Source organism: Pseudomonas sp. NFX183, assembly GCF_047943075.1.
Classification (GTDB): domain Bacteria; phylum Pseudomonadota; class Gammaproteobacteria; order Pseudomonadales; family Pseudomonadaceae; genus Aquipseudomonas.
Genome location: NZ_CP181333.1, coordinates 6,326,615 through 6,351,745 on the forward strand (window position 1 = coordinate 6,326,615; position 25,131 = coordinate 6,351,745).

A 25,131-nucleotide genomic window follows, 5' to 3' on the forward strand; every position below is an offset into this window, starting at 1 on the left:
GGTAGGCGAACAGCGCTACGTAAAGATATTTTTAAGGACAGGCTGAAGTTGATTAATTTAGCGCAAGGAGCGAGTGAAGATGAGGTTGCACGAGTTCATTACTGAGAACATTGAGCAGATTTTATCCAAATGGGAAGATTTCGCCCAAACTGTGAAATCCCCCATGACTTCAATTGACGCTCAAAAGCTTAGAAATCAAATTGCATGCATACTGGCTACGATTGCTAAAGATATGCAAACAGCTAATACGGAATATGTGAACATCAAAAAACCCAATAGTCGTGACCATTCGAGTGATGCTGATTCTCCGGCAAAAGTCCATGCGATGGGTCGATATGCGGCCGGTTTGTCCATGGATCATACGGTCTTACATCATTTGATTCTTCGATCCAGTGTACTCGGATTGTGGTTTTCCACCGTTTATTTCATTGACGATCATTATATCGAGGATATGATTCGCTTCAATGAGGTTACAGACCAATCAATAGTTGAGTCGATTGTTTCTTACGGACAGGCGGCCGAATCTGCGCGAAAAAACGTTCTAGGAGTTTTGGCCCACGATTTACGCTCACCACTGAATGCTGTCTTAATGGCTAGCGACCTACTTTGCAAGAATTACAGTCTAGCACACAGGGAGGCAAAGCTGGCAGCTCAGATTAGCGCAAGCGTATGTCGTGCAAATAAAATGGTAGGTGATTTACTCGATATAGCGCGATTTAATTGCGGAATTGGGTTATCCGTAAATTTTGAAGAGTGCAATCTATGTGCTTTGTGCGCTTCTGTTGTAGAAGAGCTACGCACTGGATTTCCTCACGCACAGATCATCTTGAATACAAATGACGCAATTAATGGAAAGTACGACCCATCACGTATGGAGCAGGTCTTTACTAACCTGATCGTCAATGCGATTTATCATGGAGATTCAGATCAGCCTGTAAAGGTAACACTGTCACAGGACCACCAGTACTCCATTTTCACTGTCCAAAATTCCGGGGAGCTAATTTCCCCTAGTGCGATACCCTATATTTTCACTCAGCAAGCGCGTTATTCCAGTCAAGCGGCGGCGGAAAAAGGTTCTTCTGCTGGACTAGGATTAGGGCTGTTCATTGCGGCGGAAATCGTAAAAACCCATGGTGGAAAAATCGAGGTGGTTTCCACGGATGAACTAGGCACAATATTCACAGTTTTGCTCCCGAGCAACTAGTTCAGCCAAGATGCCCGAAGGAGATGAGCCTCCTCACGACTCCATCACCATCGTGCAGGTTTTTAGTCGAGCAGCAAATTCAAGAGAGCACGTGCGGTTGAATTTCTTACCTAGCACTTCCTTGCCCTTGGCGTCGTGACCGATGAGATGAAAGGTAAGTTTTCCGACATCCAGGCCGAGTAAACTCTAGAGGTCCATGAGCGGTTCCCTTCAAAATTAAGCGAGAACGACGACAAGTTTACATTTGACGGGGTTCTCATGTAGGGCTTCTGTCTCGTTACCGTCTTAAGAGTTAGATTATCAGCAGCCTTCCGGTCCTCGCTTATTTAGCTTCGTCAAGCCACACCCTTTCTCAAGTCCTTTCGCAACAAAGCGCGGCGCAATCTGCAAAAATCTATGACTAGATTTTTCCAGCATTTTCAAACATCCGTGCATGTATCATTCAAGCTGTTCCTTTCAATTCCCACAGGCACTCAAGACGGTGGCGCTCAGGACGGTACTCAAGCTAAACTTTTTGAGTACTGAGAAGTCGGGCGCCAGTGATAGGCCAATTTGGACAGTTCCTCAGGAGCAGCGCTTATGATTCCTCGTATCATCATCGCCGACGATCACCCTGCCATCCTGCACGGTTGCCAGGTTGTACTGTTGAATGAAAGCGGTTTTGCCAAAATCCAGGCAACCGCCACCAGCGTTCCGGAGCTCTTCACTGCGCTGGAAAACCATGAATGCGACGTACTGATCGTCGACTATTCGATGCCCGGCGCCGACTTGGATGGCCTACACATGCTGGGTTTACTCAACAGACGCTACCCGAATCTGCCGGTGCTGGTGCTGACGGGTGAAGAGAACCTCGGCATTCTGAGGCTGATTCTTGAGGCGAAAGTGCGTGGCATCATTCAAAAAAACAGCGACATTCTCTGCCTGCCAAAAGCCGTGCGCACCGTGCTGCGTCGGGGCATCTATTTGAATGAAGCCTTGAAAAAGGCGCTGGCTGAATCGCCCCGCTGCCCGGCAGGAGAAGCGCAGCTGAGCCCCAGAGAGCTGGAAATTGTGCGGCTGCTGGCGTCAGGCAAGTCGCCCGAAGATATTGCAGAGACCCTGCATCGCAGCGTCAAGACGGTAAGCTGGGGCAAGAACTCGGCCAAGCGCAAGTTGGGTATACAGTCCGACGCGCAGCTGTATCAGTATTACGCCTCACTGACCAAATCCACCGTCGAGCACACCGAGTGATAAACGCCCTGCGCAGGCTGTTGTGGCTGACGCTGCTGGTGTCGAGCCTGTGCACGGCGTCAACACAAGCCCCGGCGGCGTCGGGTAACCCTGTGGTAGTGGTCGGCCTGCCCGCGCAGACCACCCCTCCCCTCGGCTACTGGGTCGGCGACAGCGCTGCCGGGTTCAGTATCGACTACCTGCGTTACCTGGCAGACCAATTGAATCTGAAACTGGAGTTTCGCCCATTCGCCACATTTGAAGAAGCCACCACCGCTCTGTGCGAAGGCCGCATCGACGTAGTGCCGGATTTGCAGACCAACGCCGAGCGGCAACGCTGCATGGACTTTTCCAGCCCCTATCTGCTCTCCCCGCTTGTGTTGGTTGTACGTCACGGCAGCGCGGCGATCACATCTGCCGACTTATCGTCACATTCATTCGTTGCAGAGCAAGGCTATACAACCGCTCAATGGCTGAGCCAACGCCTGCCGCCCTCTCATTTGCGAATCTACGCAGACACCAAGTCAGCCCTGGACGCCTTGCAGAATGGCGAAGGTGACGCGTACCTGGGCGAGCCTTACCAGCTCGAAGCTCTGTTCAGCAGCGGACACTACAAGTCCCTTGAGGTCAGGCAGCAGGATCTGTACGACAACGCCGGTCTGCACTTCGGTATCAGTTCACTGCGGCCCGACTTGCGCGACGTCCTTGCCGCGACCATGGCCCGCACGCCGTCCGACTTTCTCAACGACCTGCAACTGCGCTGGCTGGACAAGCATTCGATCAATCAACGCATGCAGCCCTCCTCCCACCTGACTACCGCGCAGCGCCAATGGGTGGATGACTTGCCGATGCTGCGCGTGAGCTATGAAACTACCTTTCGTCCCATGTCGTTCCTCGACGAAAACGGTCGCCCCAATGGCCTGAGCTACAGCTATCTGAAATACCTGGTAAATGCGCTACGGCTCAAAGTGATTGAAATACCCGCGCCAAGCGGCACAGCTGCGCCTTCCGACGAGATTGACCTGCGTATTCCGGTGGACGCGTCCACCGAACACTTGCCCGGTTGGCGCTACACGCAGCCCTTCGTGAAAATTCCAAACGTGTTGGTGACACGCCTCGGAGAACCCGCGAAAACCTCCATCGAAGAACTCAACGGCGCAACCCTGGTCGTGCCGGATAATCCGAACTTCGCGCAACGCCTCCAGCAACGGGTGCCCGACAGCTTGCTGCTGCGGGTAACCGACCCGGCAGATGGCTTTGAGCTGGTGCGCACCGGCAAGGCCGATGGTTACGTGGGCAACCTGATAACCGTGGACCGCTTACTGGAGAAAGGCTGGTCGGACAGCCTCAAGATTGCCGCAGCCACTGATCTGCCGCTGGAGTTGTCTATCGCGGTGACCGAGCGTCATGCGCAACTGGCGGCCCTGCTGGATCAGTTGATCCAGAGCATTCCGATAGAACAGCGCGACCTGTTTGCCCAACAATGGCTGCGCAATACCTATGAAATCGGCGTCTCCCCGCAACGCCTCTGGCGTATCGTCGGCAGCATAGGGTCCGCAGCCCTGCTGATCATTGGCGTATTGCTCTACGCACACCTGTCGCTCAAAACCCGTCAGCGCGCCTTGAGGGAAACGCAACAGCGGCTGTCCGCGCAATTGCGCTTCAGCCGCGAACTGCTTGAATCGTATCCGTACCCGGTGGCAATCAAGGACCGTCAGCGCCGATACCTGATGCTCAATAAAGCCTATGAGCGAACCTTCAACGTCGAAGCGGCCCAGGTGCTGGGGCGCTCCGTTGACGAAATCAGATACTACCCTGCGCAAGTGCGCCAGCGCATCTCGAAGATGGTCGACACGGCGCTGCGCGACGATGAACGCCAACAAGGCGAACATATCCTGGTGGGCGAGGATGGCAGCGACCAGCACTGGCTGTACATCGTCACACCCTATCGGCTTGACGGCGCCGAACCCCAGGGCGTGCTCACCACGTTTATCGACGTCACCAGCATTCGCGCCGCCGAACAGTTGGCTGAACAGGCGGCCGAGGCCAAGGCGGCGTTTCTGGCCACCATGAGCCATGAAATTCGCACGCCGATGAATGGCATTCTCGGCCTGCTCGAATTGATGAGCGACCTGCACCTGCCCACCGATGCGCAGGAAATGCTGACGATGGTCAACGAATCGACCCGCTCGCTCCTGCAGGTACTTGACGACACCCTGGATTTTTCACGCATCGACTCCGGCATGCTCGTCGTGGCGCCCGAGCCTACCGATCTGCGTCAATTGCTCGACGGGGTGCTGCGCCTGATCGGTCATCAGGCTCACGGGAAGGGCCTCGGGCTGCACAGCCTGATTGATCATCGCATCGCCAGGCTGCTGGAGGTCGACGGCAGCCGCCTGCGCCAGGTGCTGCTCAACCTGCTCAGCAACGCCACCAAGTTCACACAAAGCGGTCATGTGCGGCTAGAGCTGAGCCTCAAGCACGATGATGGCGAGCAGCACTTGGAATTCCTGGTCGCGGACACCGGCATCGGCATCAGTCAGGAGCAGCAGGAGCGTCTATTTCAACCCTTCATGCAGGCGGACAGCTCCATTACCCGCCGCTACGGAGGCTCGGGCCTGGGCCTGATGATTTCGCGTCGACTCGTGCAACTGATGGGCGGTGAACTGTACCTGCACAGCTGCCTCAATGAAGGCACGCGCATCACTTTCACCCTCAGCCTGCCCGTCGCCGCCGCTCTTGAAAAACCTTTCGCATCACGCTCGGTAAAGCTCGCGTCCGATCTCGCGTCCTATCGGAAAGCATTGGCACAGCACCTGCTGGCGCTTGGGTTTCACTTCACGTCGGATCAGCAGGACCTGCTGATCACCACCGACGAGGCATCCGCCGGCAATCCCGGGACGCTGCTGATTACCGCCGAAGACTTGCCTGCCGGCTATGCGGTCGGCCCCTCGTCCACCCGGCTGAGTGTTAACCCGCTGACCTGGAGCGGTTTGCAGGCGGCGCTTGAGCAACTGCTGCTGGGGCGCAACAGCAGCCGCCGAGTTCCGTTGCCCTGTTCCAGTTACCCCAAGGGCCATAAAGTGCTGATCGTGGAGGATCACCCCACCAATCGACTGCTGCTGAAAAGGCAGATGGAGCATTTGCATTGCGCCTTCGACCTAGTGGAAAACGGCCTGCAGGCGATCGAGCGTCTGCAAACGCAGCAGTACACGCTGATCCTGACCGATTGCTATATGCCGGAACTCGACGGCTACGCCATGACCCGCCAGGTACGCGACTCACAGCTCGAGGCCGCGACGATCCCCATCATCGGCATGACGGCGAGCATTCACCCGCAGGAACAGCAGCGTGCCCGAGCGGCCGGCATGGACGAACTCATCCTCAAGCCCATCGTCCTCAGTGCGTTGATTACCCTGTTCGAGCGTTATCTGTGCGCATCGCCTGGAGACTCGGCAGTCACCAGCATGGGCGATCTGAAGGCCGTGATGTGGGACAGTTTTTGCGCAGAGAGTCGCAAGGACCTGCAGGCCATAGAGGCCGCACTGATCAGTGACGATGCCGAAATCCTCGGCCATCTGCTGCACAAACTCTCCGGAGCGCTGCAACTGGTCGAACTGACCGAACTGTCCCGTCAGGCGCAGCATTTGCACCGTGAAGCACAGCGCCACTCGGTGGTGCACGCGGCGGTACGCGACTTCATTTACCAAGTTCGCGCAGCCGGTGTTTGACGGTTCGCATATAATTACAGTACGCACGTCCAGTTCGAACTTTCCTCGCCAACAACAGAACTAGAATATTCTAGGCAATCATCACTTTTTACACTCCTATAATTTCGCCGCTCTTGAATGGTGCCGATTTCACTATCGACCTTCCAATCTCGACGCGTCTTTTTATCATTCATAGGAGTATGACCGTGAAATTTTTAAAACTGGGTGCCACGTTATCCGTTGCGGGCTTTGCTGCCCTCGCCCCCTTTATTGCGCACGCCGCCAGCGACATCAACGTTAAAGGCGTGATTGGCCCGAGCGCCTGTGTTGTTGATATTCCAAGTGGTAATGACCTGGACTGGGGTACCATCAACTGGGATTCACTTAACAAAACTGACTTCACCACACTCAGCGCAAAAACAGCCACGATCACTATCAACTGCCCGGAAGGTACCACTACGAAAACCGCCATGTGGATTGTGGACGCAGACCCTTCCAGCGCCTTGACCGGCAAGAACAACAGCGGGCGCATTGACCACGGTGATACGGGCCGTATCTTCGGCATCGGTATTGATCCGGTGACTAAGAACAAGATTGGTAACTTTGTACTCAATCCAGTCAGCACCACTGTCGACGGCACTACCAACACCACCAACTTCGGTTATAACCGCGACGCGGCCACCCACTCGACGACGCCGAGCAGTGTTGCGGCGATGTCCAAATGGGCTTATTACACTGCAGAAGAATGGAGCCCGCTAGATGCCAGCAATAAGCCGGCCTCCGGTACGTCGTTTACCTGGACCTTTGATGTTGAGCCGCAAATAAACAAAGCCAGCCAAATCAGCGCGACTACGCAAGTTCCATGGAACGGAACGGCGCAAGTCAACGTTCGTTACTTCTAATTTATTGTGGGTTCGCAAATGTCCTGCCTGAGGGTGGGACATTTCTATTGCCATGAAGCCTGTTCACTTACTACTGCTGATTTTTTTCATTTCCATGAACGCTCAAGCACAGCTCAAGTTTGATAACAAGTTGCTCGGTATCAGTGGTATCAGTGATCAGCAAGTTGAGGACGCCCTTCACGACAAGGAACTTTATGCCGGCGAGAACTCGGTACATCTCTACGTCAATGATCGCTTCGTTGCCAAAACCGTGGTTTATAGCACGACGGAAGGACAGGTGGCCTATACGGCCCATGACCTGCAAACGTTCGGACTGAAGAAAGAAGCCTGGGGTCAGCGCATTAAAAACGGCGCTGCGGCCTACGTGCAACTGACTGATCGGATCAAGCTCAATTTTAGCCGCAGCGACCGCAGCCTGAAGCTCACTGTACCGCGCGCGCTGCTGGAAAACCCCGACTTCATTCAACAACAAAAAGGCGGCACCGGCGCCTTCGTCAACTACAACACTTACTATTCGACGTTCACATCCACCGGTTCGAGCAGCAACTCACTGAGCACAACCTATCAAGTGGGCGCCAATGCCGATAACGCTTTGCTGCGTGCCAACGGCACCTTCAGCAGCTTCACCTCAAAGACCCAGCGCTACTCCAACAACAACGTCCAGTCGTTTTATCTGGATCGCGATTTCGACTTTGGCCGCCTCAAAGCCGGTCGCCTGAACTCGCCCGACGGCGGTTTCGGCGTGGGTTATGTGGATGGCGTGGTATACAGCACCAAAGACGCACCCTCAGGCATCGGCAGCGTTGCCTTCACATACGACAGCGATGCGCCGGCGGTGATTGAATTCTACCAGCGAGACCAACTTGTCTACACCTTAAACGTCAACCGAGGCCACAACAACCTTGCCGCAATACCCGTGACATCACTCACGTCGGATGTGGTGGTGGTGATCAAACGCGATGGACGGGTCATCGATACCCGTCAAATTTCCCGTGCCCGCATCAGCCGAGCTACCACTCAAAGCAGTGGGCTTTACGCCTTTGCGGGGCGCTCGAACACAGACGCGCACGCTGTGACTGCAGGCGCGGGTTATTCAAAACGCTACAGCGATGCCGTGAACCCCACCGTCGCGGTCGTCACCCAACAACGCTATCAAGGCGTTTCTCTGAGCAACACCTTCGATAAAGGCGGCCTGCAGATGACCACGTACGGCCTGTTATCGAGGAATGAGCGCAATCAACTGGGTGTCAACTTTAACGCCACGATCAGTTATGGCGGCACTGATCTTACGTACCAGGCTATCAGCCGCAATTTCTCCTACGTCGGCCAGGCTCTTTATGATAATCAGGCGGATATAAAAAGTACCTTGGGGATCACACACAGTTTTGTGGTGGGTGACCATAATGCGCTCAGCCTCTCGCTCAACCGTTATAATCTTTATAACCGTAGCAGTTATTCGACCTGGTCGGCAGGTTACTCCACAAACATCAAACAAGCCTTGTTCACCCTGAGTGCCGGGTATTCCCCGCAAGCGCCCGGAGACACCTCCCGCGATAAAATGACCTTGAATGCCAGCCTGTCGATTCCATTTGAAGTCGGCGGCCGCCATGTTTACTACCGATCGCAATACAACGCTTACAGTAATAGCCAACGCTTGGATAACTATCTGACCACTCGGGTCAACAGCGATTACAGCGTGACTGCTGGCCATGTTCAGCGAACTGCCAAACGCACCGAGACCACGGAAAACTATATAAGTAACGACTTCAATACACCGTATACCCATGCCGGCCTGACTGTATCCAGATCCGAAAGCGACAGCCGCAGCGCAGCGTCAAACAGCCTGAGTCTGTCGGGTTCAATAGCTGCCAATCGCAAAGGCGTGGTATTTACACCCGAACAACTCAAAGAAACCTATGCCATTGTCGACACTCACCTCAAGGGCTTCGTCAAGGTCAGCAGCCAGCGCAGCTCGGCTAGAACAAATTATAACGGCAAAGTAGTGCTCGCCAATATTTCCGATAACAAGCCTGACTTTGTGAAAGTCAATCCCAAGGGGCTAAACGATGGCGTCTATTTCCAAAACAACCAGGTGGACTTTATCAGTGACCGTGGCGCGGTTTCCTATTTCGACTTCGAGCCCACCAGTAACAAGAACGTGCTGCTGCATTGGACAAACAGGCCTGAAGCGCTAAGCGCTCGCACAGTTTTTTATGACAAAGACGGGAATTTGATTGCTAACTTCATCGACCAAGACGTATTACTGGTTAAACAGGACAACGTTAAGCAACTGCAAACGTTAGGCATGTTCGATGCGAACGACAGCACCTTGATGTGCAAACTTCCCACTCAACTAGAGATCTCCAATGAACAGATTATCGATACAACCTTTGACTGCTCTCGGCAAAAAATGCCTTTGGCTGGCCTGCCTGGCAGCCATGCCCCTGCTGGCTGAAGCCCAGGTGCAACCCAGCGCCTCTGCGGTGCTTATTGAAAAAGGACAGAAAGAAGCCACTATCGACCTTAAAAACAACAGTGACGAGGCCGTGCTGCTCTATAGCAAAGTAAGCAAACTGCCGGATGACGACCTGGACGGAGGCGTGCTTTACACCGTGCCGCAAACCGTGGTGGTCGCGCCCGGAAAGAACCAGACCGTGCGGGTGATCTACCGTGGCAACAAGCCCCTCGACAGAGAACATATCGCACGAGTGCTGTTTTCAGGGCTGCCCCCACAAGAGCAAGCCGCAGGCAAGGTGAAATTCGTCATAGGCCAGGATCTGCCTGTGGTCATCGGCGTCGACCCCAACGTGTCCGAAGTCGATACCTGGAAGCTGATCACCTTCAAGCAAGCGCAGGGCAAGCTCTGTATGAGCAACCCGTCACGCAAGGTATTTCGTTTTGATCCGAACATGTCGAGCGCGCAGACCAAGACGGACATTACCTTCAACAAGGCTTACGTCTTACCGGGCGAAACGCTGTGCCAAGCGCTGAAATCACCGCTGGCCGCCAACGCTTCGTTGACTTTCAACAGCGTGTCCAGCTTCAACTTCATGCTGCAAACCCATGTCATCCAGTTATCCAGTCAGGCATCAAACAATTGACTATCCAACTGAGCGAGCCGCCCCAGGCGTATCCACTTTTCAGCGCTCGCAACTGTTTGCGCAGGGTGCGAGCCCACCGTCTCGGCGTTCGGTTCCACAAGACGATATTGCAAGAGTTTTACCGGATCGCGTAACGGAAAAAGGTCTACCAAAGCCTGGACAGTTAGAGGCCGATCTTGACTGCTGGATGATCCACTATAATGATGAGCGAATCCATCAAGGAAAAGCCCGCTTACACCAGCAAGCTGTATTCAAAAGAGTGCTATCTCCACGACCATGCCTCCTCAGCCCGCAAGGCTCGCATCATCGCCGAAGCGCAGCAGCGCAGCAGCGCAGCAGCGCAGCAGCGCGGTGAGGTTCGGCCTGGCGGCCCGAGCCTGTACGCTTTTTCAGTGCTGGGCCCAATTGTTGCCAGCGGACTATTTCAAGAGATGTTCGGTTTATCCAGTCCTTATGCCCACGACCTCCAGGCGCTTGCAAAGCAGCATGGGGATACAGTTGTCGGAGGAATGCTGGTATCAGTCGACTGAAGCTAATAGTCGCTGATACGCAATGTGTATTCAGCGGACGCTTACGAGCATCTTGTCGCGAGGTGTAGATTTTCCGCCTGATCTGTGCCCGTTTCAGAAGCTGGAAAAAGCTCGCGGCCACGGCGTTGTTATGACAGTTGCCTCGGCGACTCATGCTGACAACCAAATTGTTTGCCTTCAAAAAACTGCGTAACCGTCCGGCCACACACCTTCCTGACATCGTCGCATGAGGCGATGGTGTCCACCTGCATTTAAGTGCACACCATGTCTTGGCTTTGCGGGGCCAGGTAGATGACTGGGCCGGCCGCATACAAATAGGGGATAGATTGTACCTTTTCGTCGCCGGTGAACGCACCAAGACTGGATTTTGAGGCAGGTGTCCTCTCCAGATGCTTACGGAAAAGAACCATGGCAACCACCTTCAAAAAGAACCTCCGCAAGAGCAGGAGCGGACTTTTCAGCGAGGTCATAAAATAGGTACGAGTACACATCGACTATCACGTCGAGGTCGACGGCCATTACTACTCGGTGCCGTATCAGTTGGTGAAGCACCAACTCGAAGTGCGGCTGACTGCGCAGACCGGCGAGTGCTTCCACGCCAACCAGCGCGTGGCCAGCCATCTGCGCTCGGCACATAAAGGCCGCCACACGACTCAAACCGAGCACATGCCCAAGAGCCACCGCGAACATGCCGAGTGGACGCCGCAACGGCTGATCCGCTGGGCCGAGCAGACAGGGCCGAACACCGCTGGCGTTATAGCCTACATCCTCGAACGCCGAATCCATCCGCAGCACGGCTTCCGTGCCTGCCTGGGCATCCTGCGCCTGAGCAAGCAGCACGGCGAAGAGCGGCTGGAAGCCGCTTGCCAGCGTGCGCTGGCACTGGGCGCGTGCAGCTACAAAAGCCTCGAATCGATCCTACGCCAAGGACTGGAACGGCTACCGCTGGCCCAGCAAAACCTGCCGTTACTGCCCGACGGGCACATCAACCTACGTGGCCCCGGCTACTACCACTGACCTGAAAAAGGAGCACGAACATGCTGCCCAACCCGACACTCGACAAGCTACAAACCCTGCGCCTGCACGGCATGATCAAGGCGCTTGGCGAACAACACGCAACGCCTGACATCAACGATCTCAGCTTCGACGAACGCCTCGGTCTGATGATCGACCGCGAGCTGACCGAGCGCGAAGATGCACGCCTGACGACTCGCCTCAAAGCCGCACGACTGCGCCATAACGCCTGCCTGGAAGACATCGACTATCGCAGCCCGCGTGGCCTGGACAAGGCGCTGATCCTGCAACTGGGCAGCGGCCAGTGGCTGCGCGACGGCCTGAACCTGATCATCGGCGGCCCAACTGGCGTAGGCAAAACCTGGCTCGCCTGCGCGCTCGCTCACAAGGCCTGCCGCGACGGTTACAGCGTGCGTTATCTGCGCCTGCCGCGCTTGATGGAGGAACTGGGCCTGGCCCACGGCGACGGCCGCTTCGCCAAGCTGATGGCGGGTTATGCCAAGACCGACTTGCTGATCCTGGACGACTGGGGGCTGGCACCGTTTACCGCTGCGCAACGGCGCGACATGCTTGAACTGCTGGACGACCGTTACGGCAACCGCTCGACGCTAGTGACCAGCCAAATGCCGGTGGACAAATGGCATGCGCTGATCGGCGATCCAACCTTGGGCGATGCGATCCTCGACCGGCGGGTGCACAACGCTTATCGGATCGAACTGAAGGGCGAATCGATGCGCAGGCGCGCAATGAAATTGACGGCGGCAGAGACTTCAGACTAACAATGCAAACCTGCGTCGCTGCGCTCCGACTGCCTGTCCGAATGAGCGTGGAATAGGTGTCCGGATGTTGGTGGGCTGAGTGTCCGGATGCCGTGGAATCCGCAGCCTGCCGAACGAATAAAAAACCCGGCACGAGGCCGGGTGGTTACCCGCCGTCCCCAAGACGCAGCCCCCAAATGAGAGGGATGGAGAGCTGACAATAGAGGGCGGGAGCGAGATGATGCCAAAGGGTGTCTTCCTGTGCAATAGAAGCCTCTTGCCGAACATCTCCGCCGCACCTCAGGCAACGCGTGAAGTTCACGCATTTACGGCAGCCCGAGCTAGATGGACCCAAGCAAGCAGCGACATCCATTATCACAGCAAAACGACAGTACCTCAGCTTGAACCCAGCGCACTGCAAACGATTTGTGCGGTCACATCGAAATTCTCCGTAGTAAGCACATCGATTGGCGCGCGACCTTTAAATCGCTCATGAGGTTTACAAAGGGCGCCATAAAGCCTCCATGCATCGACATCCGGAAACCGCGCTAACGCAGCAAGTACCAACTTGTGCCGCAGTGGATCAAGCTGCCAATCGGGAATACGCTGACCGCGATTCCCCAGACTCAGGGATAGCAGGCGCCGAGCCTTGATATCTCGGTTGATCTGATCTCTGGATTTGCCTGCCAGTTTGGCGAAGACAAACAGTGCCAAATTACTCGAAGCTTCATAGGTAGCTAGCATCTCGGCGCGCTGGCGTTGTATTTCAGATACTTGGGGGTCGCGCAGCTGTTCAGTCTGCGTAGGAGCAGGTAGGACTGGTGAATACTGAGCAGCGTTAAGGACCGGTTCGTTGCTGACGGACGTTTTGGAGGCTGGGACAGTCGTCTCTGGGAAGCCACCGCTGTACAGAACGGCGTTTGCATTCGCGCTTTCCAACGAAGGTAATGAAGCTGCGCCCTCTAAACGAATGGTCAGCGGAGAACTTGCCGCTTTCAGCTGTCCCTGCCCCCAAAGGTCCAGACGATTCGCCCAGTCCTGCATCATGGTCCGGCGCTGCTCGACATATTCCGCGTGATTGTAGGCCGCACTCACCTTGTCCGGATCCGCATGAGAAAGCTGAGCATCCACCCACACCTTCGGGTATCCGATCTCGTTCAGCGCCGTCGAGATCGTCGCCCTCATGCCATGACCGGTGAGTTGATCGGCGTACCCCATTCGGCGTAGCGCGCCATTCAGAGTGTTCTCACTGATGCGCTTGCTCAGGTCGCTTCGATGCGCAAACAAGTAGCGTTGCGCAGGGACAACCTGATCCAGCAAGTGACGCACGATCTCCAGCGCCTGAACCGACAGCGGCACTATATAAGGCGGTACATTTTGAGTCTGCTTACCAGGCTTCCGCATCGCTAGCTGAAGTTGTTTCACCACTTCCGCCGGTATGACCCACAAGCGCTTCTCCAGATCGAACTGGTCGGGTGTCGCCAACCGCAACTCGCCCGTGCGGACACCGGTCAGCAACAACAACAGAAGGCCAAGCCGAGTTTGGTTGGCGCCACCGTAATTTCGAAGAGCAACCATCAATCCCGGGAGCTCGTCCATTCGGAGAAATGGATTGTGCGTAACAGGAGGTTTGGGTAGCGCGACGACATCAAGGTCTGATGCTGGGTTGTGTTCCAACCCCTCAATCTTCACCAGCGCATAGCGGAACAATTGGTTGAACCAGGTCCGGCATTTTTCGGCGGTAGTTAAGGCTTTGCGCTGTTCGATCCTGCTCAGTAAATCCAGCAGATCGTGACGATTGATGTCGTAGATAGACCTCCCACCCAGTACGGGCAAGACGTCTTTGTTAAAGATTCGCAAGATCTGCGAGAGCGTGCTCTGGCGCCCTTCCTTCAGGCTTAGCCTGCGGAACTCCACCCACTGATTGAACACGGCCTCGAAGGTGTGCTCCTTCGCAGCATGAACAGCAAGTCGCTGTTGTTTGCGATGCTCATAGGGATTGATGCCTTGCGCAACCAAGGCGCGCGCATCGTCACGTCGTGTACGCGCTTCTTTGAGGGAGATTTGTGGGTAACAACCCAAGGACATGCGCTTCTGCTTGCCTGCCCAGTAGTAACGGAAGAGCCAGACTTTTCCGCCTCTGGCCGTCACATTGAGTGTGAGACCATCACTGTCGCCGAGGGTGTAGTCATTACCGGTGATTCGGGCATGCCGAACTGTCATTTCTGAGAGTGCCATCGCGAGCTCCTGAACAGAGTCAGGGCCAGATGCTCATCTCGCTACGCAAACTGCTCCAGCATCAAACCGATTCGGTACGCGTCAGGATTCTGGACTTAATCCTGGACTTAAACGCACCGGATAGTGCTGGATTTCAGTGGTTCCCGCTGGAACGAAAAAAGGGCCTAAAGGCCCTGATTTCAATCACTTACAGAGTTCAGTGGAACTCTGTAGCGCAATATTTGGAGCGGGAAACGAGACTCGAACTCGCGACCCCGACCTTGGCAAGGTCGTGCTCTACCAACTGAGCTATTCCCGCGTCTTGGTGGTGTGCATTCTATAGAATCCAGAACCCCCGTCAACCCCTTGATTCAAAAAAGTTTTATTTCTTTTCAACGGTGGTGCGCAGATGCGGCCAGGCAGCACGCAAATACTGAAGCATGGACCACAACGTCAGGCCCGCGGCGATCAGCAGCAAGGCGTAGCCGGTGAGCACCCAGAAGGAGAAGTCCGACGGATTGGCCAGCAGGATCACCAACGCGAGCATTTGCGCAGCGGTTTTCCATTTGCCCATGTTGGAGACCGCCACGTGGGCGCGCGCGCCGATTTCGGCCATCCATTCGCGCAGGGCCGAGACGACGATCTCGCGGCCGATGATCACGGCGGCCGGCAGCGTCAGCCACAGGTTGCCGTGCTCCTGCACCAACAGGACCAGGGCCACGGCCACCATCAGTTTGTCGGCCACCGGATCAAGGAATGCGCCAAAGGGCGTGCTCTGTTCCAGGCGACGCGCCAGGTAGCCGTCAAGCCAGTCGGTCGCGGCTGCAAAGGCAAACACTGAACTGGAGGCGGCATAGCTCCATTCGTACGGCAAATAGAACAACAAAATGAAAATCGGAATGAGCAGGACGCGTAGAACGGTAATCAGATTAGGGATATTCATCGGCACAACTGGCTACGAGGTGAGAAGGCATTCTATTCGCTGTGCAGGTTTGCATAAATCAACTCAGCGAGCTTTTTACTGATACCGGGTGCTTTGGCTATTTCGTCAATGCTGGCACGGGACAGCTCCTGCAAGCCACCAAAATGTTTAAGCAGGTCGCGCCGGCGTGTCGGGCCAACGCCCGCCACCCCTTCCAGGGTTGAGGTTCGACGGGTTTTGCCGCGACGGGCACGGTGGCCAGTAATGGCAAAACGGTGGGCCTCGTCACGGATCTGTTGAATCAGGTGCAGCGCGGGTGAGTCGCCCTTCAAAGTGAACTCATGGGCGGCATCATTCAAGTACAACGTCTCGAAACCGGCCTTGCGCGTGGCGCCCTTGGCCACGCCGAGCAGGATCAGGTCGGGTACGGCCAGTTCGTTGAGCACGTCACGGGCCATGGACAACTGGCCCTTGCCGCCGTCCACCAGAAGGATATCCGGCAGTTTGCCCTCGCCGTCCTTCAACTTGCTGAAGCGTCGCGTCAGGGCCTGGTGCATCGCGGCATAGTCATCGCCGGCGGTAACGCCTTCGATGTTGTAGCGCCGGTAATCGGATTTGATCGGCCCTTCCGGCCCGAACACCACACAGGACGCCACGGTGGCTTCGCCGCTGGAGTGGCTGATGTCGTAGCACTCCAGCCGTTGCGGCGGCTCGTCCAGGTTAAGCACTTCAGCCAAGGCGTCGAAGCGTGCGGCCACATGCTGCCGATTGGCCAGACGCGCACTCAGGGCCTGCTCGGCGTTTGTGACCGCCAGTTGCTGCCAACGGGCACGGGTACCGCGCACGCGGTGGCTGATGTCCAGCTCACGGCCGCGCAGCTCGTGGATGGCCTCAATCAGTGTGGGGAAGTCTTCATGCACCACGTTGACGATCAACTCCGAGGGCAGATCGCGCTCGGGGCTGCTGACGTAGTACTGACCAAGGAAGGCGGCCATGACCTCAGCCACTTCCTCGTCGATCCCGGTTTGCGGGAAGAAGTTCTTGCTGCCCAGCACTCGCCCGCCACGCACGCTGATCAAATGCACACAGGCGCCGCCCGGGTTGACGAACGCGGCGATCACATCGACGTCGCCGTTGCCGCCCTCCATGCTTTGCTGGTCCTGAACACGGCGCAACAGAGAGATCTGGTCGCGCAATTCAGCGGCCCGCTCGAAATCGAGCGTGCTGGCAGCCTGCTCCATGGCGCCGGAGAGCTCATCGGTGAGCGCATTGCTGCGCCCTTCGAGGAACATCACCGAATGGCGCACATCCTCGGCGTACTCCGTCGGATCAACCAGGCCGACACAAGGCGCCTTGCAGCGCTTGATCTGGTACTGCAGGCAAGGTCGTGTGCGGTTCTTGTAGAAGCTGTCTTCGCACTGGCGCACAAAAAAGGTCTTTTGCAGCAGGCTCAGGCTTTCGCGGATTGCACCGGCGCTGGGGTACGGCCCGAAATACTTGCCCTTCTGCTTCTTCGCGCCGCGGTGAATGCTCAGCCGCGGGAAGTCGCCGTCGGATAAAAACACGTAGGGATAGGATTTATCGTCGCGCAGCAGAATGTTGTAGGGCGGCCGCCACTCCTTGATCAGCGTCTGCTCAAGCAGCAGCGCTTCGGTTTCATTGGCGGTGATGGTGGTTTCAACCTGGGCGATGCGCGCCACCAGGGCAGCGGTTTTCGTCGCCAGGCCGGTCTTGCGAAAGTAGCTCGCCAGACGGTTTTTCAGGTTCTTGGCTTTGCCCACATAAAGCAGGCGCGCCTCGCTGTCGAACATGCGGTACACGCCGGGGCGGCCACTGCAGGTTGAGAGAAAGGCACTTGGATCAAACGGTGTGGTCATGTCAGGCGCTGGCGTCCACCATGCCGTGGCGCACCGCGAGCAGGGTCAATTCAACATCACTGCTGATGGCGAGCTTCTCGAAAATGCGATAGCGGTAGGTGTTAACGGTTTTGGGCGACAGGCAGAGCTTGTCGGAAATCGTCTGCACTTTCTGGCAGCCGACGATCATCAAGGCGATCTGGATCTCCCGCTCCGACAGCGCATCAAACGGCGAGTCGCTGGTGGGCTGGAACGATTTGATAGCCAACTGTTGGGCAATCTGCGGGCTGATATAACGCTGGCCGGCAAATACCAGGCGAATGGCTTGCACCATCTCCGCCAGGCCTGCGCCTTTGGTCAGGTAACCGGCCGCGCCTGCCTGTAGCAGACGTGTAGGAAAAGGGTCTTCCTCGCACACGGTCACCACCACGACTTTAATGTCCGGATGGCTGCGCAACAATTTGGTAGTGGCACCAAGACCGCCGATCCCAGGCATCTTGACGTCCATCAAAACCACATCGGGTTTCAACTCCCGGGCCTTGATCAGGGACTCCTCCCCTGACTCGGCCTGACCGACTACTTGCAGGCCATCGATGTCAGCCAGCATTCGTGTAATGCCTGTACGAACGAGATCATGGTCATCGACTACTAGCACCCTAATCAAGCAGACACCTCGCGATATGGTCTTATAGGTTGCTGAACACCTTAGCAAAAAACCATGGCGCAGACCTAGCTACAAGCGTCATATATATAGAGTTTACGCACGCTATCGGTGCCCGACTTGCGCCGGACAGCCGATTTTACTGAGCATAAGGTCAGCTTTGCGTGAGAGCCGACTTGTGTTTTCCGTTCTGCGACACGGAGTGTTCCGCCAGTGTGGCGGTCAGTCGGCGGATAGCGTCCTGATCTTCCTTGAGCATGACCCGGTAGTTTTCCAGGATTTTTTCTTCCAACTGACTGAGGTTTTCCAGCTGCATAGGCGTCGGGCTTCCCGTCAGCACATATAAAACATCTACACCACGCTGAGCCACGCGTGACAGGTAGTCCGCCTTGGGTGCGCGGCCGCCGCTTTCGTATTTGCCTTGGGCATTTGCCTCGACGCCGCCGATTTCACCAAAAACTTTCTGCGACAGGCCAAGACGTTCTCTTTCCTGTCTTAAACGCGAACCGATTCCACTCATTTGGATGTATGATCCTGTCTGGCACACCCCAAGAGGTGACACACTCATCTCGTTTTAAACAAACTTGAACGGTTTTGAACTATGCCCGGTATTCGCACTGCTGCACAAGCCAAGGCCTGGCTGGAACATCAAGGGAAGTCAGTTCAAGCGTTTGCCCGTGAGCACGGCGTTGATCCGGCCACAACCTATCAAGTGCTCGCCGGCCGTAAAAAAGGACGGCGTGGGGAAGCCCACAAGGTGGCGGTCCTGTTGGGCATGAAAGAAGGAATTATCGTGGATGAGCCGGTAGCCCTGAACCGCGACCCGGAAATCGTTTCCTGACCGCAGTCTGCGCCTAGTGGCAAGACGTGCCTGTTTAGCCCGATGGACCAGCCGGACACTCGCGCTCCATGCGCCAGAAGCAACCTTCTTCCCCAACGATGCTCAACCCCAGGCGCTGATACAACCTGCGCGCCGGATTGGTTTTGAACACCGTCAAGCGTAAAAGACCCAGCCCCTGCGCGCGCGCCTTGAGCGCCATCTGCTCGAGTACCCAGCTGCCTGCGCCCTGCTTGCGGTAGTTTTCGGATAAGTGCAATTCGCGAATGTACAGAGCACTGTTGTCACGGCTCAGGCTGATAAACCCCAACACCGCGTCGCCCTTGCAGATCATCCAGTTCTCGCGGCTGCCCCAGCCCACGTCAAAGCCATAGTCAGACCACACAAGACCGTATTGCAGGTAGTAACCCCCCATGGCTTGGTGGGTCAGCCTCCGCGCGAATGGCAAGTCATCGCCAGTCGCGGCGCGCAGGTGAAACGTCATTTACAGCGCAACCACGTGGCCAGACCAGTGGCCGCCATCGCGGCGGGCAAGCACCAACGCGTCGCCAGTGCCCGGTGCGGCGGCCAGCACGCTGCCGTCCGCGGCCCAGATGGCGCTGCGCCCTGCGCAGGCCCAGCCGCCTGAAGGCCCGCCATGGTTGGCCATCAACACCAGCATGCGATGCTCGGCGGCATAACCCTGGAGCAGCGCGCTGTCCGCGGCGTAGCCACCCTCGCTGATCAACACGCCGGCGGCGTACACATTGGCACCGGCCTGCGCGGCCTCACGTGGATGGCTGGCGTGGGAAAAGTCTGCGCAAACCGCCAGCGCAATACGGTCATCCGCCCATTCGAGGGCGGCACCGCCCTGCCCTGCGACAAACGCCACGTCTTCACCCGGATGCAAATGCTGCTTGGTGTACACCGCCAGCGACCCGTCCGCCGCCAACACCAGCGCGCCAATCAACACGCCCGCCTCGGGCGCCAAACGGATCGGCATCCCCACCACCGCCGTCAACTGCAGCGCCTGCGCCTTTTCACGCAGTGGCGCCAGCCGTGCATCCTCTGGCGCCATCGCCAGTTCAGCGGCCAGCGCCGGCTCGTAGCCGGTCAACGACAGCTCTGGAAACACCAGTAACTGCACACCGTGCTCCGCCGCCACCTGCATAAACGCCAAGTGCCGCTGGATATTGGCCGGCACATCGCCTGCGATTGAAGTGGTCTGAGCAGCAGCAAGGGTCAAGGCAGTCATGGTCGCGTCCAAGCCATCAATATCTAAGTGTCAGCAGCATATCGACACTCACCCCATAGCCGTAAGTACCTCAAGCGATAGAAATTACTGATTGAATCCACCCGCGTGCCTCTAGTAAGCTCCCCGCATCATTTGGAGACACACCATGTTGCAACTCACCCACACTCAGGTTTGCCCTGCTGCCAGCGCCTCGCGCTCGGTGTCGGCTACCCGCGTGAACGGTTTGAGCGCACTGGTCAGCTTTTATTTTGGGTATTGGTTTAGCCACTGGCGCGCCTGATACCTGAAATCGGCGCCCACTACTCAAGGGGTCGCCTGCCAGAGAAATCTAACCCCCGGTCGGCTCCCCGACCGGGGGTTTTGTTTTTTCAGCCCTTACTCATTTTGCTTCACACCGAACACTAAAAGGACTCACGACATGAACTACGCCACCTATTACCGCTACGACACCTCCACTGCATGGCGATTTAGCAAGCTCCGTTCGGGACAGCCTGCCGCCTCCGATCGGTCACCTATTGGTGGCAAGCCAACACACGTAGCCAATACGGCCAATTGTCGAACACCCCAGTAGGGCAGAGCGCGCGGGAATCGCCCGCCGCTTGCCCAGGAAGCCTTGAATATGAACTCTGCCACCGCCGCCTTGCCTGTTGCCAACCTGTCCAGCGCCAATGAAGCCCTGACCCAGCGCCTGCCCAGCTCGCTTGAACTCAAGCACCAGTTGCCCCTCAGCCCGTTCCTCAACGAACAGATCCACGCCCATCGCCAAGCCGTGCGCGCCATCCTCAACGGTGAAGACGCCCGTTTGCTGGTGATTGTCGGCCCGTGCTCGATCCACGATCCCGAATCGGCCATGGAATACGCACGCAATCTGAAGAAGCTCGCGCTTGAAGTCCGCGACCAGATGCTGCTGGTGATCCGCGCCTACGTGGAAAAACCGCGCACCACCATCGGCTGGAAAGGCCTGGCCTACGACCCGCACCTGGACGGCAGCGATGACATGGCCGCAGGCCTGACCCTGTCGCGCGAACTGATGCGTGAAATGCTGCGTCTGGGCCTGCCGGTCGCCACCGAGCTGCTGCAACCCATGGCCGCCGGCTACTTCGATGACCTGCTCAGCTGGGTCGCCATTGGCGCTCGCACTACCGAATCGCAGATCCACCGCGAAATGGCCAGCGGCCTGGGCATGCCGGTCGGCTTCAAGAACGGCACCGACGGCGGCGTCGCGATTGCCTGTGACGCGATGCGCTCGGCGTCACACCCGCACCGCCACTTCGGCGTCGACAGCCAGGGCCATCCGGCAATCATCCAGACCCCAGGCAACCCCGACACGCACCTGGTGCTGCGCGGCGGCCACCGTGGGCCAAACTACGATGCGCAAAGTGTGGCGCAGGTAAAACACGATTTGGCCAAGTCCAAAGTCGCGGCGCGGATCATGGTCGATTGCAGCCACGCCAACAGCGGCAAAGACCCGTTGCGTCAGCCGGCAGTGTTCAACGACGTGCTGGAACAACGCCTGCAAGGCGACACCTCGCTGATCGGCATGATGCTCGAAAGCCATCTGTTCGAAGGTTGCCAGCCGTTGAGCGCGTCGATGAAATACGGCGTGTCAGTGACCGATGGTTGCCTGGGCTGGAGTGGCACCGAGCAGCTGTTGCGTGGTGCGGCTGAGCGGTTGCGGGAACACCGAACACCACAAAGCTGACTGACGGATGGAGATCAAAATGTGGGAGCTGGCTAGCCTGCGAAGGCGGTGTCTCAGTCAGAAAATCTGGCACTGATAGACCGCATTCGGGGGCAAGCCCCCTCCCACATTTGTACGGTGTTTGGGTCGGGAAAGTGGATACAACGCCTCATCAAACTGCGCCAGTTTCGCAAACACCAAGGGCTGCTCACTCGCCAGCCCTTGCAGTTTCTGCGCATACCCCAGCAGAAAATCCCGCCGCTGCAATCGATTGCTTCTTCACCCCCAGCCGTTGCTCCAGGGCATACACCAGATAGTCAGGGTTCTCGCGCGTGGAAAAATCCGCCGCCGACGCTACCGGGTTCCACTGCATGGCGTACAAGTCACTGAAATGATCGAGCCAGCCCGGGTCCATTTCCGGTTCCGATGAAAACAGCAGGCCGGTGTAGGCCTGTAAGGGGGGGTAAAAATCGCGCTGCAGCTGCCCTGGTCAACCACCCTGCCCCGCTGCATCACCACCACCTCATCGGCAATCGCGCGCACCGTGGCGACGTCGTGGGTGATGAACAGGTAAGCCAGCTCCCACACTGGATGTTCATTGGCTGGTCGATCCCTAGGCCTGCCACCACCGCTCGATTAGCCGCAGCCCATCCAATTCACCATACGGCGCGGTCAGCGGCCCGCGGCTGAGGCGGTTCGAACGCGCCGCCACAGAGCTGGCGAACATCGGCACAATCGCGCCGCCATCGTCCCGGCACAGGGCCTGCATTGCGTTGTACATCTCTTGGCGCAGCGGCGCGTTCATCTCGCCACTGGCCGCCGTGAGCAGTTGGTTAAAGCGCGCGTTGTCCCAGAGGGTTTCGTTCCAGGCCGCGCCTTTGGCGTAGCCGATGCTGAACATGCGGTCGGCGGTCAGGCTGCTGTACCAGAACGAGGTGGTGAACGGCTGCTTTATCCACACATTGGAGAAGTAGCCGTCGGCCGGCTCGCGCACCACGTCAATGTCGATACCGGCCTGGCGCGCCTGTTCCTTGAACAGTACCGAGCCGTCCACCGCGCCGGTGTAAGCAGCGTCGCAAGCTTGCAGGCGCACCTTGAACGACTCCACCCCGGCCTTGCGCAGGTAGAAGCGCGACTTGTCCGGGTCGTAGCGGCGCTGCTCCAGCGCAGCGTTGATAAAGCGGCTGCCCGGCTGGATCGGGAAGGTGTAGCGCTGGGCGCCCTTGGTTTCTTCAATCACCAAGCCTGGGTTGCGCTTGAGCAACGCCACGGTTTTCAGGTCGACTTTATTGATCACATCGACTTGCCCGAACCCGGGCAAGGTAGAGACGCGAGTCATCTGGGTGATTACGCCGCCAACCTTTTGAGCCGCTTGCGCTGGTGGATGGCGTTGTTCGACCGCTGAGCGATCTCACGGCCACTTGAATACCTCATCGACCGGCACGCGATAACCGGTGGCCAGGCGGTTGGTTTGATTGGCCATGCCGACCACCGCCTGCAACTCGCCGAACATCGCGTCAGTCATACCGGCCTTGCGCGCGGCGGCCGTGTGGGAGGCGATGCAATACGGGCAATTGTTGGTCACGCTGACGGCCACGTAGAGCAACTCCTTGGTCAGCGGATCCAGTGCGCCGGGGGCCATGACTTCCTTGAGGCTTTCCCAGGTGCGGCGCAGGGTCGGCGGGTGGGCGGCCAGGCATTTCCAGAAGTTATTCACCTGGTCAACCTTGCGCGTCTGCATGATGTCGTCATACACCGCGCGCACCTCGGGGCTGGCGTCGGCGTATTCGGTCAAGTGTTGGGTCATGGCATGTTCCGGGCTGACAGTGGGTGTTCTGGAATACCGTGCGGCAGCTGTCTGTGGCAAGTGAAGCCGCATTTTTTATTGCGGGCGAGACTCGTGACTTCTGGTAAAGAGTCCTTTTCGGGTTCGACGGTTTTTCCGAAGGAGCGTCGGGGGGATACTCGACTCCATTGTTCACACCCCTTCAGGAGTTACAGATGTCTATCCCTACGCAAAACGTTCCCGCCTTCGGCCTTGGCACCTTCCGCCTGCAAGGCCAAGTGGTAATCGACTCTGTGAGCACGGGCCTGGAACTGGGCTACCGCGTCATCGATACCGCGCAGATCTACGAGAACGAAGCGGACGTCGGCCAAGCCATTGCCGACAGCGGCGTGCCGCGTGACGAACTGTTCATCACCAGCAAGATCTGGATTGCCAATTTCGCCGAAGGCCAGTTGATTCCCAGCCTGCGTGAAAGCCTGCGCAAACTGAAGACCGACTACCTGGACCTGACCCTGATCCACTGGCCGTCGCCGGAAGACCAGGTGCCTGTCGCCCAATTCATGGGCCAGTTGCTGGAAGCCAAGCGCCTGGGCCTGACGCGCCAAATCGGTATTTCCAACTTCACCATCGACCTGATGAAGCAGGCGATTGCCGCGGTGGGCGCCGAAAACATCGCCACCAACCAAATCGAACTGCATCCCTACCTGCAAAACCAGAAGGTGGTGGATTTCGCCATCGCCCACGGTATTCAGATTACGTCGTACATGACCCTGGCCTACGGCGAAGTGCTCAAAGACCCGGTAATCCAGCAGATCGCCGAACGCCACCAGGCCACGGCGGCGCAAGTGACCCTCGCGTGGGCCATGCAATTGGGCTATGCGGTGATTCCGTCGTCCACCAAACGTGCCAATCTGGACAGCAACCTCAAGGCCCTGCAACTCACTTTGAGCGCTGCCGACATGGCACAGATCGCCGGCCTGGAGCGCGGCCATCGCCTGACCAGCCCTAAAGGCATCGCCCCGAAGTGGGACTAAACCCCGGCCGCCGGCGTGCGGGATAACTCCCGCAGCCATGGCAATACCCGCAGGCCACGGTGGGGCTCGGGTGGGTCGATGATGTCCATGAAGTGCTCGAGGTTGACGGTGTCCGGCATGCCGGGCAGCCTGACCAGCAGCGTCGGCGGTACACCGCCTGGAATATCCAGGGTTTGGTGGTCGTAGACCAGTACATGATGCACCTGGGGCTGCGGCCCGTCGGCCTGGGCGGTCAACCCCGCATTAATGATCAGTACGTCGAATGGCTCGGCCGGGATGGCGGTAAGAATCTGGACTTCTTCAAGGGTTTGCACCGGAACAATCCGGTGGTACCCCAGCTGGTTGAGCATTTTTTCGATGTACAGCCGCTGCAGGTGCTGTTCATCGGCAATCAGGATGGTCAGTGCTTTGTTCGGCATGGCAAACCCCTGGGCAGGCTGTGCTCGTCAGTGAGCGTGGCCCATTTTCCAGACA

At 57.3% G+C, this 25,131-nt stretch carries 21 protein-coding genes, 1 tRNA gene and 6 pseudogenes; 13 read left to right on the top strand and 15 right to left on the bottom strand.

Annotated elements, in window-relative coordinates; translation table 11 throughout:
* Positions 1-79: 79 nt before the first annotated feature.
* Positions 80-1,204, top strand: a complete 1,125-nt coding sequence (locus ACM530_RS29450) for a sensor histidine kinase (protein ID WP_416363874.1) — start codon at positions 80-82, stop codon at positions 1,202-1,204.
* A 36-nt stretch (positions 1,205-1,240) separates the two neighbouring features.
* On the opposite strand, the pseudogene ACM530_RS29455 reads toward ACM530_RS29450, so the two are convergent.
* Positions 1,241-1,378 (bottom strand): annotated as a pseudogene (locus ACM530_RS29455) (IS110 family transposase); the annotation flags it as partial.
* 405 nt (positions 1,379-1,783) lie between these two features.
* Between ACM530_RS29455 and ACM530_RS29460 the strand changes: the two are divergent.
* From ACM530_RS29460 to ACM530_RS29485, 6 genes are all read left to right on the top strand, one after another.
* Complete coding sequence (locus ACM530_RS29460) at positions 1,784-2,434, top strand: response regulator transcription factor (protein ID WP_242200756.1); 651 nt, start codon at positions 1,784-1,786, stop codon at positions 2,432-2,434.
* Positions 2,431-6,144, top strand: coding sequence for an ATP-binding protein (locus ACM530_RS29465; protein WP_416363875.1), 3,714 nt, complete (start codon positions 2,431-2,433; stop codon positions 6,142-6,144). The genes ACM530_RS29460 and ACM530_RS29465 overlap by 4 nt, the downstream gene beginning before the upstream one ends.
* A 185-nt stretch (positions 6,145-6,329) precedes the next feature.
* Positions 6,330-7,025 (top strand): DUF1120 domain-containing protein, encoded by a 696-nt coding sequence (locus ACM530_RS29470; protein ID WP_242200759.1) that lies wholly within the window; start codon positions 6,330-6,332, stop codon positions 7,023-7,025.
* 52 nt (positions 7,026-7,077) lie between these two features.
* On the top strand, positions 7,078-9,480 hold the full coding sequence (locus ACM530_RS29475; RefSeq protein ID WP_416363876.1) for a fimbria/pilus outer membrane usher protein: 2,403 nt from the start codon (positions 7,078-7,080) through the stop codon (positions 9,478-9,480).
* Positions 9,416-10,126: a fimbria/pilus periplasmic chaperone gene (locus ACM530_RS29480; RefSeq protein WP_242200764.1), complete on the top strand. Its 711-nt coding sequence runs from the start codon at positions 9,416-9,418 to the stop codon at positions 10,124-10,126. Before ACM530_RS29475 ends, ACM530_RS29480 begins: the two co-directional genes overlap by 65 nt.
* A gap of 200 nt (positions 10,127-10,326) precedes the next feature.
* Positions 10,327-10,656: a hypothetical protein gene (locus tag ACM530_RS29485; RefSeq protein WP_416365142.1), complete on the top strand. Its 330-nt coding sequence runs from the start codon at positions 10,327-10,329 to the stop codon at positions 10,654-10,656.
* A gap of 43 nt (positions 10,657-10,699) precedes the next feature.
* Here the strand turns inward: ACM530_RS29485 and ACM530_RS29490 are convergent.
* Positions 10,700-10,846, bottom strand: a pseudogene (locus tag ACM530_RS29490) (IS3 family transposase); the annotation flags it as partial.
* Positions 10,847-11,136: 290 nt separating this feature from the next.
* Here ACM530_RS29490 and ACM530_RS29495 point away from each other — a divergent pair.
* Positions 11,137-11,673 (top strand): annotated as a pseudogene (locus tag ACM530_RS29495) (Mu transposase domain-containing protein); the annotation flags it as partial.
* A 20-nt stretch (positions 11,674-11,693) separates the two neighbouring features.
* Positions 11,694-12,449 (top strand): IS21-like element ISPsy14 family helper ATPase IstB, encoded by a 756-nt coding sequence (istB, locus tag ACM530_RS29500; protein ID WP_242200767.1) that lies wholly within the window; start codon positions 11,694-11,696, stop codon positions 12,447-12,449.
* 375 nt (positions 12,450-12,824) lie between these two features.
* Here istB and ACM530_RS29505 read toward each other — a convergent pair whose 3' ends face one another.
* The 6 genes from ACM530_RS29505 to ACM530_RS29530 form a co-directional block, all read right to left on the bottom strand.
* Positions 12,825-14,666 carry a tyrosine-type recombinase/integrase gene (locus ACM530_RS29505; RefSeq protein WP_416363877.1) on the bottom strand — a complete coding sequence of 614 codons (1,842 nt, stop codon included), beginning with the start codon at positions 14,664-14,666 and terminating at the stop codon, positions 12,825-12,827.
* 222 nt (positions 14,667-14,888) lie between these two features.
* Positions 14,889-14,964 (bottom strand) — tRNA-Gly (locus ACM530_RS29510).
* Between the two features lie 63 nt (positions 14,965-15,027).
* A complete protein-coding gene (gene pgsA, locus ACM530_RS29515; protein ID WP_003232771.1) occupies positions 15,028-15,588 on the bottom strand; it encodes a CDP-diacylglycerol--glycerol-3-phosphate 3-phosphatidyltransferase in 561 nt (186 codons plus the stop codon).
* 32 nt (positions 15,589-15,620) lie between these two features.
* Entirely contained in the window at positions 15,621-17,444 is a 1,824-nt protein-coding gene (uvrC, locus tag ACM530_RS29520; RefSeq protein ID WP_416363878.1) for an excinuclease ABC subunit UvrC, read from the bottom strand.
* Between the two features lies 1 nt (position 17,445).
* Positions 17,446-18,087: a UvrY/SirA/GacA family response regulator transcription factor gene (gene uvrY, locus ACM530_RS29525; protein WP_003190387.1), complete on the bottom strand. Its 642-nt coding sequence runs from the start codon at positions 18,085-18,087 to the stop codon at positions 17,446-17,448.
* Positions 18,088-18,238: 151 nt separating this feature from the next.
* Entirely contained in the window at positions 18,239-18,604 is a 366-nt protein-coding gene (locus tag ACM530_RS29530) for a helix-turn-helix domain-containing protein (RefSeq protein WP_242200771.1), read from the bottom strand.
* Between the two features lie 81 nt (positions 18,605-18,685).
* Here ACM530_RS29530 and ACM530_RS29535 point away from each other — a divergent pair, with 81 nt between their 5' ends.
* Positions 18,686-18,925, top strand: a complete 240-nt coding sequence (locus ACM530_RS29535; RefSeq protein ID WP_106579986.1) for a DNA-binding protein — start codon at positions 18,686-18,688, stop codon at positions 18,923-18,925.
* A gap of 34 nt (positions 18,926-18,959) precedes the next feature.
* Here the strand turns inward: ACM530_RS29535 and ACM530_RS29540 are convergent, their stop codons facing one another.
* Positions 18,960-19,406 (bottom strand): GNAT family N-acetyltransferase, encoded by a 447-nt coding sequence (locus ACM530_RS29540; protein ID WP_262206219.1) that lies wholly within the window; start codon positions 19,404-19,406, stop codon positions 18,960-18,962.
* Positions 19,407-20,156 carry a carbon-nitrogen hydrolase family protein gene (locus ACM530_RS29545; protein WP_416363879.1) on the bottom strand — a complete coding sequence of 250 codons (750 nt, stop codon included), beginning with the start codon at positions 20,154-20,156 and terminating at the stop codon, positions 19,407-19,409.
* Positions 20,157-20,301: 145 nt separating this feature from the next.
* On the opposite strand from ACM530_RS29545, the gene ACM530_RS29550 reads away from it, so the two are divergent.
* Together ACM530_RS29550 and ACM530_RS29555 are read left to right on the top strand one after the other, a co-directional pair.
* Positions 20,302-20,436, top strand: a complete 135-nt coding sequence (locus ACM530_RS29550) for a hypothetical protein (RefSeq protein WP_256350929.1) — start codon at positions 20,302-20,304, stop codon at positions 20,434-20,436.
* A 339-nt stretch (positions 20,437-20,775) separates the two neighbouring features.
* The gene (locus tag ACM530_RS29555; RefSeq protein WP_416363880.1) at positions 20,776-21,858 is read left to right on the top strand and encodes a 3-deoxy-7-phosphoheptulonate synthase; all 1,083 of its coding nucleotides are present in this window, start codon (positions 20,776-20,778) and stop codon (positions 21,856-21,858) included.
* Positions 21,859-22,096: 238 nt separating this feature from the next.
* Here ACM530_RS29555 and ACM530_RS29560 read toward each other — a convergent pair.
* From ACM530_RS29560 to ACM530_RS29575, 4 genes and pseudogenes are all read right to left on the bottom strand, one after another.
* A pseudogene (locus ACM530_RS29560) lies at positions 22,097-22,225 on the bottom strand (flavodoxin family protein); the annotation flags it as partial.
* 3 nt (positions 22,226-22,228) lie between these two features.
* A pseudogene (locus ACM530_RS29565) lies at positions 22,229-22,416 on the bottom strand (ABC transporter); the annotation flags it as partial.
* A 34-nt stretch (positions 22,417-22,450) separates the two neighbouring features.
* Positions 22,451-23,146: pseudogene (locus ACM530_RS29570) on the bottom strand (peptide ABC transporter substrate-binding protein); the annotation flags it as partial.
* A 102-nt stretch (positions 23,147-23,248) separates the two neighbouring features.
* Positions 23,249-23,644 carry a carboxymuconolactone decarboxylase family protein gene (locus tag ACM530_RS29575; protein ID WP_145163447.1) on the bottom strand — a complete coding sequence of 132 codons (396 nt, stop codon included), beginning with the start codon at positions 23,642-23,644 and terminating at the stop codon, positions 23,249-23,251.
* 194 nt (positions 23,645-23,838) lie between these two features.
* Here ACM530_RS29575 and dkgB point away from each other — a divergent pair, with 194 nt between their 5' ends.
* Positions 23,839-24,657 carry a 2,5-didehydrogluconate reductase DkgB gene (dkgB, locus tag ACM530_RS29580; protein WP_369302716.1) on the top strand — a complete coding sequence of 273 codons (819 nt, stop codon included), beginning with the start codon at positions 23,839-23,841 and terminating at the stop codon, positions 24,655-24,657.
* Here the strand turns inward: dkgB and ACM530_RS29585 are convergent.
* Positions 24,654-25,076, bottom strand: coding sequence for a chemotaxis protein CheY (locus tag ACM530_RS29585; protein ID WP_416363881.1), 423 nt, complete (start codon positions 25,074-25,076; stop codon positions 24,654-24,656). The genes dkgB and ACM530_RS29585 overlap by 4 nt on opposite strands.
* Positions 25,077-25,131: the final 55 nt, after the last annotated feature.

What these genes read in the sequence shown, in the direction of transcription:
- ACM530_RS29505 (WP_416363877.1), bottom strand. Translation starts at nt 14,666, where the DNA reads ATGGCACTCTCAGAAATGACAGTTCGGCATGCCCGAATCACCGGTAAT.
- ACM530_RS29460 (WP_242200756.1), top strand. Translation starts at nt 1,784, where the DNA reads ATGATTCCTCGTATCATCATCGCCGACGATCACCCTGCCATCCTGCAC.
- istB (WP_242200767.1), top strand. Translation starts at nt 11,694, where the DNA reads ATGCTGCCCAACCCGACACTCGACAAGCTACAAACCCTGCGCCTGCAC.
- ACM530_RS29555 (WP_416363880.1), top strand. Translation starts at nt 20,776, where the DNA reads ATGAACTCTGCCACCGCCGCCTTGCCTGTTGCCAACCTGTCCAGCGCC.
- dkgB (WP_369302716.1), top strand. Translation starts at nt 23,839, where the DNA reads ATGTCTATCCCTACGCAAAACGTTCCCGCCTTCGGCCTTGGCACCTTC.
- uvrC (WP_416363878.1), bottom strand. Translation starts at nt 17,444, where the DNA reads ATGACCACACCGTTTGATCCAAGTGCCTTTCTCTCAACCTGCAGTGGC.
- ACM530_RS29475 (WP_416363876.1), top strand. Translation starts at nt 7,078, where the DNA reads ATGAAGCCTGTTCACTTACTACTGCTGATTTTTTTCATTTCCATGAAC.
- pgsA (WP_003232771.1), bottom strand. Translation starts at nt 15,588, where the DNA reads ATGAATATCCCTAATCTGATTACCGTTCTACGCGTCCTGCTCATTCCG.
- ACM530_RS29545 (WP_416363879.1), bottom strand. Translation starts at nt 20,156, where the DNA reads ATGACTGCCTTGACCCTTGCTGCTGCTCAGACCACTTCAATCGCAGGC.
- ACM530_RS29485 (WP_416365142.1), top strand. Translation starts at nt 10,327, where the DNA reads ATGATGAGCGAATCCATCAAGGAAAAGCCCGCTTACACCAGCAAGCTG.
- ACM530_RS29575 (WP_145163447.1), bottom strand. Translation starts at nt 23,644, where the DNA reads ATGACCCAACACTTGACCGAATACGCCGACGCCAGCCCCGAGGTGCGC.
- ACM530_RS29585 (WP_416363881.1), bottom strand. Translation starts at nt 25,076, where the DNA reads ATGCCGAACAAAGCACTGACCATCCTGATTGCCGATGAACAGCACCTG.
- ACM530_RS29535 (WP_106579986.1), top strand. Translation starts at nt 18,686, where the DNA reads ATGCCCGGTATTCGCACTGCTGCACAAGCCAAGGCCTGGCTGGAACAT.
- ACM530_RS29550 (WP_256350929.1), top strand. Translation starts at nt 20,302, where the DNA reads ATGTTGCAACTCACCCACACTCAGGTTTGCCCTGCTGCCAGCGCCTCG.
- ACM530_RS29530 (WP_242200771.1), bottom strand. Translation starts at nt 18,604, where the DNA reads ATGAGTGGAATCGGTTCGCGTTTAAGACAGGAAAGAGAACGTCTTGGC.
- ACM530_RS29450 (WP_416363874.1), top strand. Translation starts at nt 80, where the DNA reads ATGAGGTTGCACGAGTTCATTACTGAGAACATTGAGCAGATTTTATCC.
- ACM530_RS29540 (WP_262206219.1), bottom strand. Translation starts at nt 19,406, where the DNA reads ATGACGTTTCACCTGCGCGCCGCGACTGGCGATGACTTGCCATTCGCG.